The organism is Streptomyces sp. SCUT-3 (genome assembly GCF_014083985.1).
In the GTDB taxonomy this organism is placed as follows: Bacteria; Actinomycetota; Actinomycetes; order Streptomycetales; family Streptomycetaceae; genus Streptomyces_H; species Streptomyces_H thermolineatus.
Window position 1 is genome coordinate 5,306,506 of record NZ_CP046907.1, and the last position, 18,823, is coordinate 5,325,328.

Annotated in this window: 15 protein-coding genes; 12 read left to right on the plus strand and 3 right to left on the minus strand. The window is 73.0% G+C overall.

Annotated features, from left to right (window positions below):
* The first annotated feature begins 10 nt into the window (after nucleotides 1-10).
* The 7 genes from ruvA (at nucleotide 11) to GQS52_RS23435 (ending at nucleotide 8,764) form a co-directional block, all read left to right on the plus strand.
* Entirely contained in the window at nucleotides 11-634 is a 624-nt protein-coding gene (gene ruvA / locus GQS52_RS23405) for a Holliday junction branch migration protein RuvA (protein WP_182315299.1), read from the plus strand.
* An 85-nt stretch (nucleotides 635-719) separates the two neighbouring features.
* Nucleotides 720-1,787: a Holliday junction branch migration DNA helicase RuvB gene (gene ruvB / locus GQS52_RS23410; protein ID WP_182315300.1), complete on the plus strand. Its 1,068-nt coding sequence runs from the start codon at nucleotides 720-722 to the stop codon at nucleotides 1,785-1,787.
* 179 nt (nucleotides 1,788-1,966) lie between these two features.
* Nucleotides 1,967-2,425, plus strand: coding sequence for a preprotein translocase subunit YajC (gene yajC, locus GQS52_RS23415; RefSeq protein WP_182315301.1), 459 nt, complete (start codon nucleotides 1,967-1,969; stop codon nucleotides 2,423-2,425).
* 132 nt (nucleotides 2,426-2,557) lie between these two features.
* On the plus strand, nucleotides 2,558-4,393 hold the full coding sequence (secD, locus tag GQS52_RS23420; protein ID WP_182315302.1) for a protein translocase subunit SecD: 1,836 nt from the start codon (nucleotides 2,558-2,560) through the stop codon (nucleotides 4,391-4,393).
* On the plus strand, nucleotides 4,393-5,478 hold the full coding sequence (gene secF / locus GQS52_RS23425) for a protein translocase subunit SecF (protein ID WP_182315303.1): 1,086 nt from the start codon (nucleotides 4,393-4,395) through the stop codon (nucleotides 5,476-5,478). The genes secD and secF overlap by 1 nt, the downstream gene beginning before the upstream one ends.
* Nucleotides 5,479-5,503: 25 nt before the next feature.
* Nucleotides 5,504-6,064, plus strand: a complete 561-nt coding sequence (locus GQS52_RS23430; protein ID WP_182315304.1) for an adenine phosphoribosyltransferase — start codon at nucleotides 5,504-5,506, stop codon at nucleotides 6,062-6,064.
* Nucleotides 6,065-6,214: 150 nt separating this feature from the next.
* Nucleotides 6,215-8,764 (plus strand): bifunctional (p)ppGpp synthetase/guanosine-3',5'-bis(diphosphate) 3'-pyrophosphohydrolase, encoded by a 2,550-nt coding sequence (locus GQS52_RS23435; RefSeq protein WP_182315305.1) that lies wholly within the window; start codon nucleotides 6,215-6,217, stop codon nucleotides 8,762-8,764.
* A 97-nt stretch (nucleotides 8,765-8,861) separates the two neighbouring features.
* Here the strand turns inward: GQS52_RS23435 and GQS52_RS23440 are convergent, their stop codons facing one another.
* Complete coding sequence (locus GQS52_RS23440) at nucleotides 8,862-10,094, minus strand: DUF349 domain-containing protein (protein WP_182315306.1); 1,233 nt, start codon at nucleotides 10,092-10,094, stop codon at nucleotides 8,862-8,864.
* A gap of 264 nt (nucleotides 10,095-10,358) precedes the next feature.
* On the minus strand, nucleotides 10,359-11,216 hold the full coding sequence (locus GQS52_RS23445; protein ID WP_182315307.1) for a peptidylprolyl isomerase: 858 nt from the start codon (nucleotides 11,214-11,216) through the stop codon (nucleotides 10,359-10,361).
* Between the two features lie 179 nt (nucleotides 11,217-11,395).
* Here GQS52_RS23445 and GQS52_RS23450 point away from each other — a divergent pair, with 179 nt between their 5' ends.
* From GQS52_RS23450 to aspS, 3 genes are read left to right on the plus strand one after another with little or no spacing between them, the layout of a single operon-like run.
* Complete coding sequence (locus GQS52_RS23450) at nucleotides 11,396-12,106, plus strand: MBL fold metallo-hydrolase (RefSeq protein WP_182315308.1); 711 nt, start codon at nucleotides 11,396-11,398, stop codon at nucleotides 12,104-12,106.
* A 13-nt stretch (nucleotides 12,107-12,119) separates the two neighbouring features.
* On the plus strand, nucleotides 12,120-13,379 hold the full coding sequence (hisS, locus tag GQS52_RS23455; RefSeq protein WP_182315309.1) for a histidine--tRNA ligase: 1,260 nt from the start codon (nucleotides 12,120-12,122) through the stop codon (nucleotides 13,377-13,379).
* The gene (gene aspS / locus GQS52_RS23460; RefSeq protein ID WP_182315310.1) at nucleotides 13,376-15,172 is read left to right on the plus strand and encodes an aspartate--tRNA ligase; all 1,797 of its coding nucleotides are present in this window, start codon (nucleotides 13,376-13,378) and stop codon (nucleotides 15,170-15,172) included. Before hisS ends, aspS begins: the two co-directional genes overlap by 4 nt.
* 108 nt (nucleotides 15,173-15,280) lie before the next feature.
* On the opposite strand, the gene GQS52_RS23465 is transcribed toward aspS, so the two are convergent.
* Nucleotides 15,281-16,462 (minus strand): zinc-dependent alcohol dehydrogenase, encoded by a 1,182-nt coding sequence (locus GQS52_RS23465; RefSeq protein WP_182315311.1) that lies wholly within the window; start codon nucleotides 16,460-16,462, stop codon nucleotides 15,281-15,283.
* Nucleotides 16,463-16,736: 274 nt separating this feature from the next.
* Here GQS52_RS23465 and GQS52_RS23470 point away from each other — a divergent pair, with 274 nt between their 5' ends.
* Together GQS52_RS23470 and GQS52_RS23475 are read left to right on the plus strand one after the other, a co-directional pair.
* Nucleotides 16,737-17,402 carry a vitamin K epoxide reductase family protein gene (locus GQS52_RS23470; RefSeq protein ID WP_182315312.1) on the plus strand — a complete coding sequence of 222 codons (666 nt, stop codon included), beginning with the start codon at nucleotides 16,737-16,739 and terminating at the stop codon, nucleotides 17,400-17,402.
* Between the two features lie 17 nt (nucleotides 17,403-17,419).
* Complete coding sequence (locus tag GQS52_RS23475; protein WP_182315313.1) at nucleotides 17,420-18,769, plus strand: replication-associated recombination protein A; 1,350 nt, start codon at nucleotides 17,420-17,422, stop codon at nucleotides 18,767-18,769.
* Nucleotides 18,770-18,823 lie beyond the last annotated feature (54 nt).

Genomic DNA, 18,823 nt, shown 5'->3' on the forward strand with positions numbered 1-18,823 from the left:
AGAGCTGCAGATGATCGCCTTCGTCAGCGGCCGGGTCGCCGCACTGGGCCCGGACACCGCGGTGGTCCAGGTCGGCGGCGTCGGGATGGCCGTGCACTGCGCCCCCCGCACCCTGGCCAGCCTGCGGGTCGGACAGGACGCCACGCTGTCCACCTCCCTCGTGGTCCGCGAGGACTCCCTCACCCTCTACGGCTTCGCCGACGACGACGAGCGCCAGGTCTTCGAGGTCCTGCAGACCGCGAGCGGCGTCGGCCCCCGCCTCGCCCAGGCGATGCTCGCCGTGCACGCGCCCGACGACCTGCGCCGCGCCTTCGCCACCGAGGACGAGAAGGCGCTGACCGCCGTCCCCGGGATCGGCAAGAAGGGTGCCCAGCGGCTCCTCCTCGAACTCAAGGACCGCATCGGCGCGCCCGTGGGCGCCGCGGCCCCGGCAGGGGGAGCCCCGCGGGCCGCCTCCTGGCGCGACCAGCTGCACGCCGCGCTGGTCGGCCTCGGCTACGCGGCCCGCGAGGCCGACGAGGCGGTGGCCGCGGTCGAGCCGCAGGCCGAGGCGGTCGCCGCGGAGACCGGCGCCCCGCCCCAGGTCGGGTCCCTGCTGCGCGCCGCCCTGCAGACCCTCAACCGCGCCCGCTGACCCGCGGCGGCCGCCGCCCCCGAGATCCCGCCCCGAGATCCCGCCCCGAGATCCCGCCCCCGATACCGCTAAGGACCGAACCCCCATGAGCTGGGACGAGACCGCAGACCGCCTCGTCGGCGCCGGCGCCGACGGCGAGGACCAGGCGGTGGAGGCGGCACTGCGCCCGAAGGACCTGGACGAGTTCATCGGCCAGGAGCGGGTGCGCGAGCAGCTCTCCCTGGTGCTCAGGGCCGCCCGCCACCGCGGCGCCACCGCCGACCACGTCCTGCTCTCCGGCGCCCCCGGCCTGGGCAAGACCACCCTGTCCATGATCATCGCGGCCGAGATGGGCGCACCGATCCGGATCACCTCCGGTCCCGCCATCCAGCACGCCGGCGACCTGGCGGCCATCCTGTCCTCCCTCACCGAGGGCGAGGTGCTCTTCCTCGACGAGATCCACCGCATGTCCCGGCCCGCCGAGGAGATGCTGTACATGGCCATGGAGGACTTCCGGGTCGACGTGATCGTCGGCAAGGGGCCCGGAGCCACCGCCATCCCCTTGGAACTGCCGCCGTTCACCCTGGTCGGGGCCACCACCCGGGCCGGCCTGCTGCCGCCCCCGCTGCGCGACCGTTTCGGCTTCACCGGCCACATGGAGTTCTACGCCCCCCACGAGCTGGAGCTGGTCGTCCACCGCTCGGCACGCCTGCTCGACGTGGAGATCGAGGCCGACGGCGCGGCCGAGATCGCCGGCCGGTCCCGCGGAACCCCGCGCATCGCCAACCGCCTGCTGCGCCGGGTCCGCGACTACGCCCAGGTCAAGGCCGACGGCGTGGTCACCCGGGAGATCGCCCGGCAGGCCCTGGAGGTGTACGAGGTGGACGCCCGGGGCCTGGACCGCCTGGACCGCTCGGTCCTCGACGCGCTGCTGCGGCTCTTCGGCGGCGGACCGGTGGGCCTGTCCACCCTGGCCGTCGCCGTGGGGGAGGAGCGCGAGACCGTCGAGGAGGTGGCCGAGCCGTTCCTGGTCAGGGAGGGCCTGCTGGCCCGCACCCCGCGCGGCCGGGTGGCCACCCCGGCGGCCTGGGAGCACCTGGGCATGACCCCGCCGGCGGACCGGGGGGCCGGGCAGGGGCCCGGGGCCGCGCAGCAGGGCCTGTTCGGAGCCTGAAGGCGGGGTGCGGGCGGCGCGTGACCTCGCGCGGGAAGGAACCGTGGTGCCATGCTTGGCGTTGTTCCAGCGGTGGAGCCTCCCTTAGACTCCGCCGATGCCTCCCGACGGGAGGACACCCCCACAATCCGCACCCATGAGGCTGCCGGCGGCGGCCGCGTTAAGGACTTCCTGAGACCGTGGACATCGTCACTCTCCTCCCCTTCGCCCTCCTGATCGGCGTCATGTTCCTGATGACGCGCTCGGCCAGGAACAAGCAGCGCCAGGCCATGCAGATGCGCGACCAGATGCAGCCCGGCACGGGCGTGCGCACCATCGGCGGCATGTACGCCCTGGTGGAGGAGGTCAACGACGACACGGTCGTCCTGGAGATCGCCCCCGGCGTGCACGCCGTCTACGCGAAGAACGCCATCGGCGCCGTCCTGGACGAGGACGAGTACCGGCGCATCGTGCACGGCGAGCCCGCCGTGGCCAAGGACGGCGACCTCCCGCCGGTGCTGCCCGACGCCGACGAGCGCGCCGGCGAGGACCGCGTCGGGCTGACCAAGGGCGAGCCCGCCGACAGGCCTGCCGACAAGGGCGCCGACGAGGACGGAACGACGGAGAACGGCCCCGGGGACGGCCCCGCCGCCAAGTAGCCCCGCGCTCTCGGGAGGGTGCCTGGACAGGGCCCGCCCGGGCCCGTACATCCTCATGACATCGCGTGACCGCTGCCGCGGCGCCGGCCCCGGCCGGCGGGCGGGGCGGTCATTACAGGGAGAGACGAGAAGGTGGCAGCACCCAAGAAGGGTAGGCCGCAGGGGAGGCCGGGGCGTGCCCTGGCACTGATCCTGGTGGCGATGGTGGCGATGGTGGCGACCATGTTCCTCACCGGTCACACCACGCCCCGCCTGGGCATCGACCTCGCAGGCGGCACCAGCATCACGCTGACGGCCAAGAGCGACCAGGCATCGGCGATCAACCCGACCAACATGAACACCGCGGTCGGGATCATCGAGCGGCGCGTCAACGGCCTGGGCGTCTCCGAGGCCGAGGTGCAGACGCAGGGCGACCGCAACATCATCGCCAACATCCCCAAGGGCACGGACGAGAAGCAGGCGGTCGACCAGGTCGGCACCACCGCCCTGCTGTACTTCCGCCCCGTCCTGACGATGGTCCAGGCCGCGCCCGCGGCCTCGCCCTCCCCGTCCGGCAACGCCTCCGGGTCGGGCACCGCCTCCCCGGAGCCGAAGGGCACCGCCTCCCCGGAGCCGAAGGACAGCGGCAAGCCCAAGGGGGCCGACGAGTCCGTCGCCGCCGAGCCCTCGGCCGGGGCAACCACCCAGGGCCGGGCCGTCTCGGACGCGCTCAGGGCCGACGCGCCGAAGTCACCGGAGGCCTCCGCCTCCGCGAAGCCGCCGGAGGCGTCCGGGGCCGCGAAGGCGTCCGAGTCGGCCGCGCCGGCCGGCTCCGAGCCGCCCGCCGCGCCCTCGGCCCCCGCCTCCCCGGGCGGTCTGGACACCGCGGTCCCGGCGGACCTGCAGAAGAAGCTCGAGGCGCTGGACTGCACCGACCCCAAGTCGGTGGACGCGGCGACCAAGGGCGTCAAGCCGGGCGAGAAGATGGTCGCCTGCGACGAGGACGGCCTGTACAAGTACGCGCTGGGCCCGGCCGCCGTCCAGGGCAGGGACGTGGACAAGGCCTCCGCCGTCCTGGACACCCAGAGCGGTGCCGGGTGGATGGTCACCATGGACTTCAACTCCGCGGGCACCGAGAAGTTCGCCGAGGTCACCGGCAAGCTCGCCCAGCAGGCCCCGCCGAACAACCAGTTCGCCATCGTCCTGGACAACGAGGTGGTCTCCGCACCCTCGGTCTCCAGCACCATCGGCGGCGGCCAGGCGCAGATCACCGGCAACTTCGACCAGAAGAGCGCCGAGGAGCTGGCCAACGTCCTGTCCTTCGGCGCGCTCCCGCTGTCGTTCTCCGTCGACGAGGTCACCTCGGTCTCCCCGCAGCTCGGCGGCGAGCAGCTCGAGGGCGGCCTGATCGCCGGCGCCATCGGCTTCGTGCTGGTGGTCGTCTACATGCTGGTCTACTACCGGGGCCTGGCGTTCATCTCGATCATCAGCCTCTTCGTCTCGGCGATCCTGACCTACGCCATCATGTGCCTGCTCGGCCCGGCCATCGGCTTCGCGCTCAACCTCCCCGCGGTCTGCGGCGCCATCGTCGCGGTGGGCATCACGGCCGACTCCTTCATCGTCTTCTTCGAGCGGATCCGCGACGAGGTCCGCGAGGGCCGCTCGCTGCAGCCGGCCGTGGCCCGTGCCTGGCCGCGCGCCCGCCGCACCATCCTGGTCTCGGACTTCGTCTCCTTCCTGGCCGCCGCGGTGCTGTTCGCCGTCTCGGTGGGCAAGGTGCAGGGCTTCGCCTTCACCCTCGGCCTGACCACGCTGCTCGACGTCGTCGTGGTCTACCTGTTCACCAGGCCGCTGATGACGATCCTGGCCAAGAACAGGTTCTTCTCCTCCGGCCACCCCTGGTCCGGGCTCGACCCCAAGCGACTGGGGGCCACCGTCCCCCTCCGCGGTCGCCGCCGCCCCGTCCGCACCGCCGTCAAGGAGGCCTGATGTCGCGTCTGGGAAACATGGGCGCACGGCTGTACCGCGGCGAGGTCTCCTTCGACTTCGTCGGCAAGCGCAAGATCTTCTACGGCATCGCGGTACTGATCACCGTGCTGGCGGCGGTCGGCCTGTTCAAGCCCGGCCTGCACTACGGCATCGAGTTCTCCGGCGGCGGCGTCTTCACCACGCCCGCCACGAGCATCTCCGCCTCCGAGGGCAAGACGCTCACGGAGAAGGCCCTCCAGGGCGAGCACGAGGTGATCGTCCAGAAGCTGGGCACCGGCGGCCTGCGCATCCAGGTCAGCGACGTGGACGCGGGCAATGCCGAGGAGATCAAGAACAAGGTCGCCGACGGCGTGGACATCGCCCCCGACAAGGTCGACCCGCAGGTCGTCGGGGCCAGCTGGGGCGAGCAGATCTCCCAGAAGGCCCTGACGGGCCTGGGGATCTTCATGGTCCTGGTCGTGGTCTACCTGGCGATCGCCTTCGAGTGGCGCATGGCGGTCGCGGCCCTCGCGGCCCTCGTCCACGACCTCACCATCACGATCGGGGTCTACGCCCTCGTCGGCTTCGAGGTCACCCCGGGCACCGTCATCGGCCTGCTCACCATCCTCGGCTACTCCCTCTACGACACCGTCGTGGTCTTCGACGGACTGAAGGAGACCACCCGCGGCATCACCAAGCAGGCCCGCTGGACCTACAGCGAGGCGGCCAACCACAGCCTCAACCAGACCCTGGTGCGCTCCATCAACACCACGGTCGTGGCCCTGCTGCCGGTCGGCGCCCTGCTGTTCATCGGCGGCGGCCTGCTCGGCGCCGGCATGCTCAACGACATCGCCCTGTCCCTGTTCGTCGGCCTCGCCGCGGGCGCCTACTCCTCGATCTTCCTGGCCACCCCGATGGTCGCGGACCTCAAGGAGCGCACCCCCGAGATGCGGGCGCTGGCCAAGCGGGTCGCCGCCCGCCGGGCCGCCGAGGCCAGGGGCGAGAATGTCGCCGGGCCGCGTGACGCGGCAGAGGACGACCAGCCGGCCGGCGCCGCCGCCGGCGACCACGGCGACCGCGACCGGGCATCCGGCAAGCGGCGCTGACCACCACCGTCAGGAGAAACACCCCATGAGCACCCTGGACGCCACCGCGGACGAGCTGCGCTCCCTGCTGCTCGGCTGCATCCGGGACGTCCCCGACCACCCGAAGCCGGGCGTCACGTTCAAGGACATCACCCCGCTGCTCGCCGACCCGCGGGCCTTCGGTGCGATGACCGACGCCCTCGCCCTGCTGTGCGCGCGGCACGGCGCGGACAAGGTCGTGGGCCTGGAGGCCCGCGGCTTCATCCTCGCCGCGCCCGTCGCGGTCAAGGCGCAGATCGGCTTCGTCCCCGTCCGCAAGGCGGGGAAGCTGCCCGGGGCCACCCTGGCCCAGGCGTACGACCTGGAGTACGGCAGCGCCGAGATCGAGGTGCTCAAGGACGCCTTCGCCCCCGGTGAGCGGGTCCTGGTCATCGACGACGTCCTGGCCACCGGCGGCACCGCCGAGGCGTCGCTGCAGCTGATCCGCCGCGGCGGCGCCGAGGTCGCGGGCCTGGCGGTCCTGATGGAGCTGGGCTTCCTGGGCGGCCGCGCCCGCCTGGAGCCCTCCCTGGCCGGGGCCCCGCTGGAGGCGCTGGTCACCGTCTGACCACCGCCGCGCCGGACGGCGCGCACGGACGGGCCCCGCGGCCGGCAGCCGCGGGGCCCGCCGCGTTCCGGGATCCGGGGACGGGCGGGACGCGCAGCGCGCGGCCGCGGGTGGCTACGATGGATGTCCGGAACCGCTTGAGGAGTGCCCTTGCCCGAAGAGGTCCAGCCGCTCACCGCCGCGAACCGGGAGGACCGCACGCCGGCGGCCGCCGCCCCGGCGACCGGTTCCCCCGATCCCGCGCGCCGTCCGGGCGCGTCCGTCGCCGGGGCCTCCGCCTCCGGGACGTCCGGGACGAAGGCCGCGGCCGGATCCTCCGCGGGCACCGCGCGGCCCCGCGGGCCGGAGGACCCGGAGGCCCGCGCCCCCGCCCCCCCGGCCCGCACCCCCGCCCCCGCGGCACCCACCGCCCCCCGGCCCGCCTCCTCCAACCGGGTCCGCGCCCGCCTCGCCCGCCTGGGCGTCCAGCGCTCCAGCCCCTACAACCCGGTCCTGGAACCGCTGCTGCGCATCGTCCGCAGCAACGACCCCAAGGCCGACCTGCGGCAGATCGAGCGCGCCTACCAGGTGGCCGAGCGCTGGCACCGCGGGCAGAAGCGCAAGAGCGGCGACCCCTACATCACCCACCCGCTGGCGGTCACCACCATCCTCGCCGAGCTGGGCATGGACCCGGCGACCCTGATGGCCGGCCTGCTGCACGACACGGTCGAGGACACCGAGTACGGCCTGGAGGCGCTGCGCCGCGACTTCGGCGACTCCGTCGCCCTGCTGGTGGACGGCGTCACCAAGCTGGACAAGGTCAAGTTCGGGGAGGCCGCGCAGGCCGAGACGGTGCGCAAGATGGTCGTGGCCATGGCCAAGGACCCGCGCGTGCTGGTCATCAAGCTGGCCGACCGGCTGCACAACATGCGCACCATGCGCTACCTCAAGCGGGAGAAGCAGGAGAAGAAGGCCCGCGAGACGCTGGAGATCTACGCCCCCCTGGCGCACCGGCTGGGCATGAACACCATCAAGTGGGAGCTGGAGGACCTCGCCTTCGCGATCCTCTACCCCAAGATGTACGACGAGATCGTCCGGCTGGTCGCCGAGCGCGCGCCCAAGCGCGACGAGTACCTCGCGGTGGTCACCGACCAGGTGCAGCAGGACCTGCGCGCCGCCCGCATCAAGGCCACCGTCACCGGCCGCCCCAAGCACTACTACAGCGTCTACCAGAAGATGATCGTGCGGGGCCGCGACTTCGCCGAGATCTACGACCTGGTGGGCATCCGGGTCCTCGTCGACACCGTCCGCGACTGCTACGCGGCGCTGGGCACCATCCACGCACGGTGGAACCCGGTGCCGGGGCGGTTCAAGGACTACATCGCGATGCCCAAGTTCAACATGTACCAGTCGCTGCACACCACGGTCATCGGGCCCAGCGGCAAGCCGGTCGAGCTGCAGATCCGCACCTTCGACATGCACCGCCGCGCCGAGTACGGCATCGCGGCGCACTGGAAGTACAAGCAGGAGGCCGTCGCCGGAGCCTCCAAGGTGCGCACCGACACCCCCGCCCGCCCCCGCAAGGGCGACACGGTCAACGACATGGCCTGGCTGCGCCAGCTGCTGGACTGGCAGAAGGAGACCGAGGACCCGGGGGAGTTCCTGGAGTCCCTGCGCTTCGACCTCTCCCGCCACGAGGTCTTCGTCTTCACCCCCAAGGGCGACGTGATCGCGCTGCCAGCCGGGTCCACCCCGGTGGACTTCGCCTTCGCCGTGCACACCGAGGTCGGCTACCGCACCATCGGCGCGCGGGTCAACGGCCGCCTGGTGCCGCTGGAGAGCACCCTGGACAACGGCGACCTGGTGGAGGTGTTCACCTCCAAGGCAGACAACGCCGGGCCCTCCCGCGACTGGCTGAGCTTCGTGAAGTCCCCGCGGGCGCGCAACAAGATCCGCGCCTGGTTCTCCAAGGAGCGCCGCGAGGAGGCCATCGAGCAGGGCAAGGACGCCATCGCCCGCGCGATGCGCAAGCAGAACCTGCCGATCCAGCGGGTGCTCACCGGGGACTCCCTGGTCACCCTGGCGCACGAGATGCGCTACCCGGACATCTCCGCCCTCTACGCGGCCATCGGCGAGGGGCACGTCACGGCGGCCTCCGTCGTGCAGAAGCTGGTGCAGGCGCTCGGCGGCGAGGAGGGCGCCACCGAGGACATCGCGGAGATCACCACCCCGTCCCGCAGCCGCGTCAAGCGCCGCTCCGGCTCCGACCCCGGCGTGGTCGTCAAGGGCGTCGACGACGTGTGGGTCAAGCTCGCCCGCTGCTGCACCCCCGTACCCGGCGACCCGATCATCGGGTTCGTCACCCGCGGCAACGGGGTGTCGGTGCACCGGGCGGACTGCGTCAACGTCGAGTCGCTGTCCCAGCAGCCCGAGCGGATCATCGAGGTCGAGTGGGCCCCCACCCAGTCCTCGGTCTTCCTGGTCGCCATCCAGGTCGAGGCGCTGGACCGCTCCCGGCTGCTCTCCGACGTCACCCGGGTGCTGTCCGACCAGCACGTCAACATCCTCTCGGCCGCCGTGCAGACCTCCCGCGACCGGGTCGCCACCTCGCGGTTCACCTTCGAGATGGGCGATCCCAAGCACCTGGGGCACGTGCTCAGGGCGGTGCGCGGGGTCGAGGGCGTCTACGACGTCTACCGCGTCACCTCGGGCCGCCAGTAGCGCCGACGGCCCGGGGCGGCGGAAGCCCGGGGCGGACGCGCCGCGGCCCCGGGACCTCCTCGGTCCCGGGGCCGCGGCGCGCACCGTACGGCCGGCGTCAGCCGCCGAACTCCTGGAGGCCCTTGAGCGCCTGCTCCAGCAGCTCCCGGCGCCCGTCCAGCTCGCGCTGGAGCTTGTCCGCCTTGGCGGTGTTCCCCGCCGCGCGGGCCTGCTCCACCTGCTTCTCCAGCTTCTCGACCGCGGCCTGCAGCTGCCCGGCCAGGCCGGTCGCCCGGGCCCGCACCTCCGGGTTGGTGCGCCGCCACTCGGCCTCCTCGGCCTCCTGCAGCGCCCGCTCGACCGCGTGCATCCGGCCCTCGACCTTCGGCCGGGCGTCGCGCGGCACGTGGCCGACGGCCTCCCAGCGCTCGTTGACCGAGCGGAAGGCCGCCCGCGCCGCCTTCAGGTCGGTGATCGGCAGGAGCGCCTCGGCCTCGGCGGCCAGCTCCTCCTTCACCCGCAGGTTCTCGGCCTGCTCGGCGTCACGCTCGGCGAAGACCGCGGACCGGGCCTGGAAGAAGACGTCCTGGGCACCGCGGAAGCGGTTCCACAGGTCCTCCTCGGCCTCGCGCTGCGCGCGCCCGGCGGCCTTCCAGTCGGCCATCAGCTCGCGGTAGCGGGCCGCGGTGGGCCCCCAGTCGGTCGAGCCGGACAGGGCCTCGGCCTCGGCGACCAGCGCCTCCTTGCGGCGCCGGGCCTCCTCGCGCTGGGAGTCCAGCGACGCGAAGTGCGCCTTGCGCCGCTTGGAGAAGACCGAGCGGGCGTGCGAGAAGCGGTGCCACAGCTCGTCGTCGGTCTTGCGGTCCAGGCGGGGCAGGCCCTTCCAGATGTCGACCAGGGCGCGCAGCCGGTCCCCGGCCACCCGCCACTGCTCGCTCTCCGCCAGCTCCTCGGCCTCGGCGACCAGGGACTCCTTGGCCTGGCGGGCCTCGTCGGCCGCCTTGGCGCGGGCGGCCCGGCGCTCGTCGCGCCGCTTCTCGATGTCGACGACCAGGTCGTCCAGGCGCTTGGACAGGGACGCCAGGTCGCCCACGGCGTGGCCCTCGTCCACCGCCGCCCGCAGGTGCTCGACGGCGGCCATCGCGTCCTTGGCGGACAGGTCGGTGGTGCGGACCCGCCGTTCGAGGAGGCCGATCTCGACGGCCAGCCCGTCGTACTTGCGCTCGAAGTAGGCCAGTGCCTCATCGGGAGAGCCGGCCTGCCACGAACCGACCACCCGCTCGCCGCCGTCGGCCGTACGCACGTACACGGTCCCCGTCTCGTCGACGCGGCCCCACGGATCGCTGCTCACAGCGCCTCCTCAACGTGATGCCGCCCGGCGCGGGCCCGCGGCATCGTCCACAGTTTCCTCCGGCCGGAACAGGATCCGGCCCGGCGCAGGCACCCTACACAACGCAAACATAGGCGAACGGCGGCCCGGCCGCCGGTGTCCGGCACGGCCCGGCGGCCCCGCCGCGGGGTCCGGACACGCCGACGGCACCGCGCGGCGCGCCCCTGGGCGCCCCGCGCGGCCCGCGGTCCCGTCCTCCCGCCGGCGGTCTCCCCGCCGGACCGGTCAGGCCTTCTTCACGGTCGCTTCGTCGATCACGACCGTGGCGACCGGGGCGCCGTCGCCGCCGCCGCCCTGCACGCCCGCGTCGGCGATCTTCTTCAGGACCTTCATCCCGTCCTCCGAGACCGTCCCGAAGGGGGTGTAGCTCGGCGGGAGCTCGGTCTCCCGGTAGACGAGGAAGAACTGGCTGCCGCCGCTGTCCTTCTGGCCGGTGTTGGCCATGGCGACGGTGCCGGCCGGGTACTTCACGGTCCCGGTGCCGCCGGGCTTGCCCAGGGCGTCCAGGTTCTCGTCGGGGATGTTGTAGCCGGGGCCGCCGGATCCGGAGCCGGTGGGGTCGCCGCACTGCAGCACGTAGATGCCCGAGGTGGTCAGGCGGTGGCACTTCGTGTGGTCGAAGTACTTCTCGCCGGCCAGGAAGGCGAAGGAGTTCACGGTGTGCGGGGCCTTCTCCGCGTCCATCGTGAACGAGATGTCGCCGCAGGTCGTGCGCAGCTCCATCGTGTACTTCGCGGAGGCGTCGACGTCGAGGGCCGGCTCCTTCTTCCAGGTCTTCGTCGCCGCCTTGCCCTTCGCGGGCTTCCCGCACGGGTCCTGCTCGAGCCGGGCCGAGGGGCTCGCGCTCGCCTCCGCGCTCGCCTCCGCGCTCGCCTCCGCGGACGCGTCAGTGAGGGTCTTCTCCTCCTCGGTCAGGCCGACCGACGCCCACGCGGCGCCGCCGGCGACCAGGACCACGGCGAGGCCGGCGGCGACGGCGGCGTTGCGCTTGCGCGCCTTCTTCTGCTGCTCGGCCCGCCGCTGCTGCTGGCGCTCGTACTTCTCGCGGGCCAGCTGCCGCCGCCGCTCGTCCTTGGTGACCACCGGTCGTCTCCTGTTGTCCTCGAACGCGGTTCCGTTCGGCGCAGATCCTCGCGCCCCGCACGACCGCTCGTCCAGTACCCCCGCCGCGAAACGACGGATACGGGTTCGCGATCGCACATGCCCCGCCGGTAGGCTTCTGGTCTGCCGAAACCACCCGCGGACTTCAGTTAAGGACGAACGTGCTCATTGCCGGGTTCCCCGCCGGGGCCTGGGGGACCAACTGTTACCTGGTCGCCCCCGCCGCCGGTGAGGAGTGCGTGATCATCGACCCGGGCCACGAAGCGGCCCCCGGAGTCGAGGAGACCATCGCCAGGCATCGGCTCAAGCCCGTTGCCGTCGTCCTCACCCACGGCCACCTCGACCACGTGGCCTCGGTGGTTCCGGTGTGCGGGGCGCACGACGTGCCCGCCTGGATCCACCCCGAGGACCGCTACATGATGAGCGACCCGGCGAAGGCCCTGGGGCGCTCGATCGGGCAGCAGCTGCTGGGCGACCTGACGATCGGCGAGCCGGACGACGTCAAGGAGCTGTCCGACGGCGCCGTCCTCGACCTGGCGGGACTGCAGTTCTCCGTGGCCCACGCGCCCGGCCATACCAGGGGGTCGGTGACCTTCCGGACGCCGGAGACCGCCGAGGTGCCCTCGGTGCTGTTCTCGGGCGACCTGCTCTTCGCCGGCTCCGTCGGACGCACGGACCTGCCCGGCGGCTCCCACGCCGAGCTCCTGCAGTCGCTGGCGCGCGTGTGCCTGCCCCTGGAGGACTCGACCGTGGTGCTGTCCGGCCACGGCCCCCAGACCACCATCGGCCGGGAACGCGCCACCAACCCCTTCCTGCAGCAGGTGGCGCAGGCCCCCGGAGCCCCCACCGGGGCTCCGCGACGAGGATTGTGACGAACCCACTCCCGTGAGCACCTTCTCCGCCCCCAAGGGCACGTACGACCTGATCCCGCCGGAGTCCGAGACGTTCCTGGCCGTGCGCGAGGCGATCGCCGCCCCGCTGCGCCGCGCCGGGTACGGCTACATCGAGACCCCCGGCTTCGAGCACACCGAGCTGTTCGCGCGCGGTGTCGGCGAGTCCACCGACATCGTGACCAAGGAGATGTACACCCTCACCACCAAGGGCGGCACCGAGCTGGCGCTGCGCCCCGAGGGCACCGCCTCCGTGCTGCGCGCGGCCCTGCAGCGCAACCTGCACCGCGGCGCCCTGCCGGTGAAGCTGTGGTACTCCGGCTCCTACTACCGCTACGAGCGCCCCCAGGCCGGCCGCTACCGGCACTTCTCGCAGGTCGGCGCCGAGGCGCTGGGCGCGGAGGACCCGGCGCTGGACGCCGAGCTGATCATCCTGGCGGTCGACGCCTACCGCTCGCTGGGCCTGCGCGACTTCCGGCTGCTGCTGAACTCCCTGGGCGACCGGGAGTGCCGGCCCGTCTACCGCGCCGTCCTCCAGGACTTCCTGCGCGGCCTCGACCTCGACGAGGAGACCCGCCGCCGCATCGACATCAACCCGCTGCGGGTGCTGGACGACAAGCGGGAGGAGGTGCAGAAGCAGCTGGACGGCGCGCCGATGATGCGCGACCACCTGTGCGACGCCTGCCGGGAGTACCACGAGCAGGTGCGCTCCCTGCTGACCGCCGCCGGGGTGGAGTTCACCGACGACCCCAAGCTGGTGCGCGGCCTGGACTACTACACCCGCACCACCTTCGAGTTCGTCCACGACGGCCTGGGCTCGCAGTCCGCGGTCGGCGGCGGCGGGCGCTACGACGGCCTGTCCGAGATGATCGGCGGCCCCGCGCTGCCGTCCGTCGGCTGGGCCCTGGGGGTGGACCGCACCGTCCTGGCGCTGAAGGCCGAGGGCGTGGAGATCGAGGTCCCCGCCCGCACCGAGGTGTTCGCCGTGCCGCTGGGCGAGGAGGCCCGCCGTGCGCTGTTCTCGGTGGTCACCGAGCTGCGCCGGGCCGGCGTCGCCGCCGACTTCGCCTTCGGCGGCAAGGGCATGAAGAACGCGATGAAGTCCGCCAACCGCTCCGGCGCCCGCTACGCGGTCGTCGCCGGCGAGCGCGACCTGGCCGAGGGCCAGGTCCAGCTCAAGGACCTCGACAGCGGCGACCAGAACCCGGTCGCCCTGGAGTCGGTCGTCACCACGATCAAGGAGAAGCTGCAGTGATCCGCACCCATGACGCCGGCACGCTCAGGGCCGAGCACGCCGGCAGCACCGTGACTCTGGCCGGGTGGGTCGCCCGGCGCCGGGACCACGGCGGGGTGGCGTTCATCGATCTGCGCGACGCCTCCGGCACGGTCCAGGTCGTGGTCCGCGACCTGGAGTCGGTGCACGGCCTGCGCGCCGAGTACTGCGTGAAGGTCACCGGCGAGGTCCGGGTGCGCCCGGAGGGCAACGAGAACCCGGAGATCCCCACCGGCGCGGTCGAGGTCGTCGTCCAGGACCTGGAGGTCCTCTCCGAGGCGGCCCCGCTGCCCTTCCCGGTCGCCGAGTACGAGCCCGGCTCGGTCAACGAGGAGGTGCGGCTGAAGTACCGCTACCTCGACCTGCGCCGCGAGGGTCCGGCGAAGGCGCTGCGCCTGCGCTCGAAGGTGAACCACATCATCCGCCAGGTGATGGAGGAGAACGGCTTCCTCGACATCGAGACGCCCAACCTGACCCGCTCCACCCCCGAGGGCGCCCGCGACTTCCTGGTGCCGGTGCGCCTGCAGCCCGGCCACTGGTACGCCCTGCCGCAGTCCCCGCAGCTGTTCAAGCAGCTGCTGATGGTCGCCGGCATGGAGCGCTACTACCAGATCGCCCGCTGCTTCCGCGACGAGGACTTCCGCGCGGACCGCCAGCCGGAGTTCACCCAGCTCGACGTCGAGATGTCCTTCGCCGACCAGGAGGACGTCATCGCGCTCGGCGAGAAGGTCGTCTCCCGGATCTGGAAGGAGGTCCACGGCGTCGAGCTGCCCAGCCCGCTGCCGCGGATGACCTACGCCGACGCCATGGCCCGCTACGGCTCGGACAAGCCGGACCTGCGCTTCGGCCAGGAACTGGTCGACCTGACCTCCTACTTCGAGGGCACCTCCTTCCGGGTCTTCCAGGCCGAGCACGTCGGCGCGGTCGTCATGCCCGGCGGCGCCTCGCAGACCCGCCGCGAGCTGGACGCCTGGCAGGACTGGGCCAAGGCCCGCGGCGCGAAGGGCCTGGCCTACGTCCTGGTCGACGCCGAGACCGGCGAGCTGCGCGGCCCGGTCGCCAAGAACCTCTCCGCCGAGCACCTGGCCGGCCTGGCCGAGGCCACCGACGCGGCCAGGGGCGACGCGATCTTCTTCGCGGCCGGCCGGCGCACCGCCTCCCTGGAGCTGCTGGGCGCGGCCCGCCTGGAGATCGGCCGCCGCTGCTCGCTGATCGACGAGAGCGCCTGGAAGTTCCTGTGGGTCGTGGACTTCCCCATGTTCGAGCCGGTCGAGGACGAGAGCGGCGTGCAGACCGGGTGGACGGCCATCCACCACCCGTTCACCGCGCCCACCGCCGAGTGCCTGGACACCTTCGACAAGGACCCGGCCTCCGCCCTGTCCAACGCCTACGACCTGGTGCTCAACGGGTCCGAGATCGGCGGCGGCTCGATCCGTATCCACCGCCGGGACGTCCAGCAGCGGGCGTTCGAGGCGATCGGCCTGTCCGAGGACGAGGCGCAGTCGCAGTTCGGCTTCCTGCTGGAGGCCTTCAACTACGGCCCGCCGCCGCACGGCGGCATCGCCCTCGGCCTGGACCGCCTGGTGGCCCTGCTGGGCGGGCTGGAGTCCATCCGCGACGTCATCGCCTTCCCGAAGACCTCCACCGGCGGCGACCCGCTGACCGGCGCACCGACGCCGATCACCCCGGCGCAGCGCCGGGAGGCCGGCGTCGACGCCCGTCCCAAGGCCGAGGCGAAGGAAGCCGCCCGCAAGGCGGAGGGCGAGAAGGCCTGAGGCCCGACCCGCCCGCGGCAACCCCTCACACGGCCGCCCCGCACGAGACCGCCCCCGCCGCCCGGACACCCGGGCGGCGGGGGCGGCCGCGTTCGCCCCGGGGCCTGTTCAGGGCCGGAACAGCACCTTCACCGTGCCGCCCTCCTTCTTCTGGAACTTCTCGTAGGCCGTGGGCGCCTCGGACAGCGGGACCCGGTGGGTGGCGAAGTCGTCCACGCCCAGCGGGTCCTCGTCCACCAGCAGGGGCATGATCTCCGGCACCCACCGCTTGACGTTCGCCTGGCCCATGCGCAGCTGGACCTGCTTGTCGAACAGGGTCAGCATCGGCATCGGGTCCGCCATGCCGCCGTAGACGCCGCTCAGCGAGATCGTGCCGCCGCGCCGCACCGCGGCCACCGCCAGGTTCATCGCCGCCATCCGGTCCACCCCGGCCGTCGCCATGACCTTCTCCGCCACGGCCTTGGGCAGCAGCCCGGCCATCTGCTGGACGATCTTCACGGCCGTGCTGCCGTGCGCCTCCATGCCGACCGCGTCGACCACCGCGTCCGCCCCGCGTCCGCCGGTCGCCCCGCGCAGCGCCTCCGCCGGGTCGTCCACCGCCGACAGGTCGACCGTCTCGATCCCGCGGGCACGGGCACGGGCCAGCCGCTCCGGCACCAGGTCCACCCCGATCACCTTCTCCACGCCCCGGTGGCGGGCGATCCGGCAGGCCATGTCGCCGATCGGCCCCAGGCCGAGCACCACGAGGCTGCCGCCGGGCGGGACGGCCGCGTACTCCACGGCCTGCCAGGCGGTGGGCAGCACGTCGGAGAGGTAGACGAACCGGTCGTCCGGGGGCCCCTCGGGGACCTTGATCGGGCCGAACCGGGCCTGCGGCACCCGCAGGTACTCGGCCTGCGCGCCGGGCACCCGCCCGTACAGCTTGCTGTAGCCGAAGATCGCCGCGCCCGTGCCGTGGTCGCGCACCTGGGTGATCTCGCACTGGGTGTACAGGCCCTGGCCGCACATGAAGCAGTCGCCGCAGGAGATCTGGAACGGGATCACCACCCGGTCGCCGGGCTTGAGCCCCGTCACCTCCGGGCCCACCTCCTCCACGATCCCCATGGGCTCGTGGCCGAGCACGTCCCCCTCGGTCATGAACGGGGCCAGGACCTCGTACAGGTGGAGGTCGGAGCCGCACAGGCCGGAGGAGGTGATCCGCACCACCGCGTCCGTGGGCTCCTTGACCGCCGGGTCGGGGACCTCCTCCACGCGCACGTCGCGCCTGCCGTGCCACACCACTGCCTTCATGGGACTTGCACCTTTCGGGTACGGGGTCTGCCGACGACGGGTCGGCTACCCGGGGCGTTCCTCCCGAATCGCACGGTTGCGCCGCCGATGTCGCCGCGGCCCGTCCGCCGGACGTCCCGGGACCTTGGTCCCCTCCTGCGCCGGGAGAGTCCCGCGGTGTTCCGTGCGCCTCCCGGTGCGGCACGCGCCCGGTGCACAATGAAAAGCGCCCGGCACTCCTTGCACCGTGCGGTCGTTGGGCAGGGCGGCAATCCTCCGACGACGGAATGGCGACATGACGACTACGACACTCGAGCACGACGGAACCGGCGGGACGGCCGACGGGTCCGCGGACCGGCGGCCCTCCGGCCCCGACGGCACCGTCCGGGCCACGCGGCCGTTCGCCTGGCTGCTCGTGATCGCCGGCGCACTCGGCCTGCTGGCCTCGTGGGTGATCACCGAGGACAAGGTCAAGCTCCTCCAGGACCCGGACTTCAAGCCCGGGTGCAGCCTGAACCCGATCATCTCCTGCGGCAACATCATGCAGAGCGACCAGGCGTCGGTGTTCGGCTTCCCGAACCCGATGATCGGACTGGTCGCCTTCGGCGTGGTGGTGGCGATCGGCGTCGGGGCGCTCGCCGGGGCCGCCTACCGCCCCTGGTACTGGCTGGGCCTGCAGGCCGGCACGGTCTTCGGCGTCGCCTTCGTGACCTGGCTGCAGTACCAGTCGCTGTACGTCATCGGCTCCCTGTGCCTGTGGTGCTCCCTGGCCTGGGCCGCCACCATCCTGCTCTTCTGGTACACCCTGGTGCACAACCTCCGGCACGGCGTGATCCCCGCGCCCGAGGGCCTGCGGGGCGCCGTGCTGGAGTTCCACTGGGCGGTTCCGGTCGTGTGGTACGGGGTGATCGTCATGCTGATCCTCACCCGGTGGTGGAGCTACTGGAGCACGCTCGTCTGAGCTGTAGGCTTCCCCGGGTGGAGCCCGACCTGTTCACCGCCGCCGCAGAGGACCGCCGGGAGAGGGACCCCGGACGCAGCCCGCTGGCCGTCCGCATGCGTCCGCGCACCCTCGACGAGGTGGCCGGGCAGAAGCACCTGCTGGGGCCGGGGTCCCCGCTGCGGCGGCTGGTGGGCGAGGCCTCCGGCGGCCCGGCCGGCCCCTCCTCGGTCTTCCTGTGGGGCCCGCCGGGCACCGGCAAGACCACCCTGGCCCACGTGGTCAGCCGCGCCACCGACAGCCGCTTCGTGGAGCTGTCGGCGATCACCGCGGGCGTCAAGGAGGTCCGCGCGGTCATCGAGGGCGCCCGCCGCGAGTCGGGCGCCTACAACCGCGAGACGGTCCTGTTCCTCGACGAGATCCACCGCTTCTCCAAGGCGCAGCAGGACTCGCTGCTGCCGGCGGTGGAGAACCGCTGGGTCACCCTGATCGCCGCGACCACCGAGAACCCCTACTTCTCGGTGATCTCACCGCTGCTCTCGCGCTCCCTGCTGCTCACCCTCGAGCCGCTCACCGACGAGGACCTGCGGGGCCTGCTGCGGCGGGCGCTCACCGACGAGCGGGGCCTGGGCGGGGCGGTGACGCTGCCCGAGGACGCCGAGGCGCACCTGCTGCGGATGGCCGGGGGCGACGCCCGCCGGGCGCTGACCGCCCTGGAGGCCGGCGCGGGCGCCGCGACGGCCAAGGGCGAGACCGTGATCACCCTGGAGACCCTGGAGACCGCGGTCGACCGCGCCGCGGTGAAGTACGACCGCTCCGGCGACCAGCACTACGACGTGGCCAGCGCGCTGATCAAGTCGATCCGCGGCTCGGACGCCGACGCGGCCCTGCACTACCTGGCGCGGATGGTCGAGGCGGGGGAGGACCCCAGGTTCGTCGCCCGCCGGCTGATGATCTCGGCGAGCGAGGACATAGGCCTGGCCGACCCGACCGCGCTGCAGACGGCGGTCGCCGCCGCCCAGGCGGTGGCGCTGGTGGGCATGCCCGAGGCGCGCATCATCCTGTCCCAGGCGGTCATCGCCCTCGCCCTGGCACCCAAGTCCAACGCCGCCTACCTGGCGATCGACGCGGCCCTGGCCGACGTGCGCGCCGGCCGCGCCGGCCCCGTCCCGCCGCACCTGCGGGACGGCCACTACCCCGGGGCCGGGAAGCTCGGCCACGGCAAGGGCTATGTCTACCCGCACGACCTGCCCGGCGGCGTCGCGGCCCAGCAGTACGCGCCCGACGAGGTGCACGGCCGGCGCTACTACGAGCCCACCCGCCACGGCGCCGAGGCCCGCTACGCGGACGTGCTGGACCGGGTGCGCGAGCGCCTGTCCGGGACGTGACCGGCCCCGATTCACGCCGGGCGTCCCGGGCGCGGTAGGCTGTCCCCGAGTTCG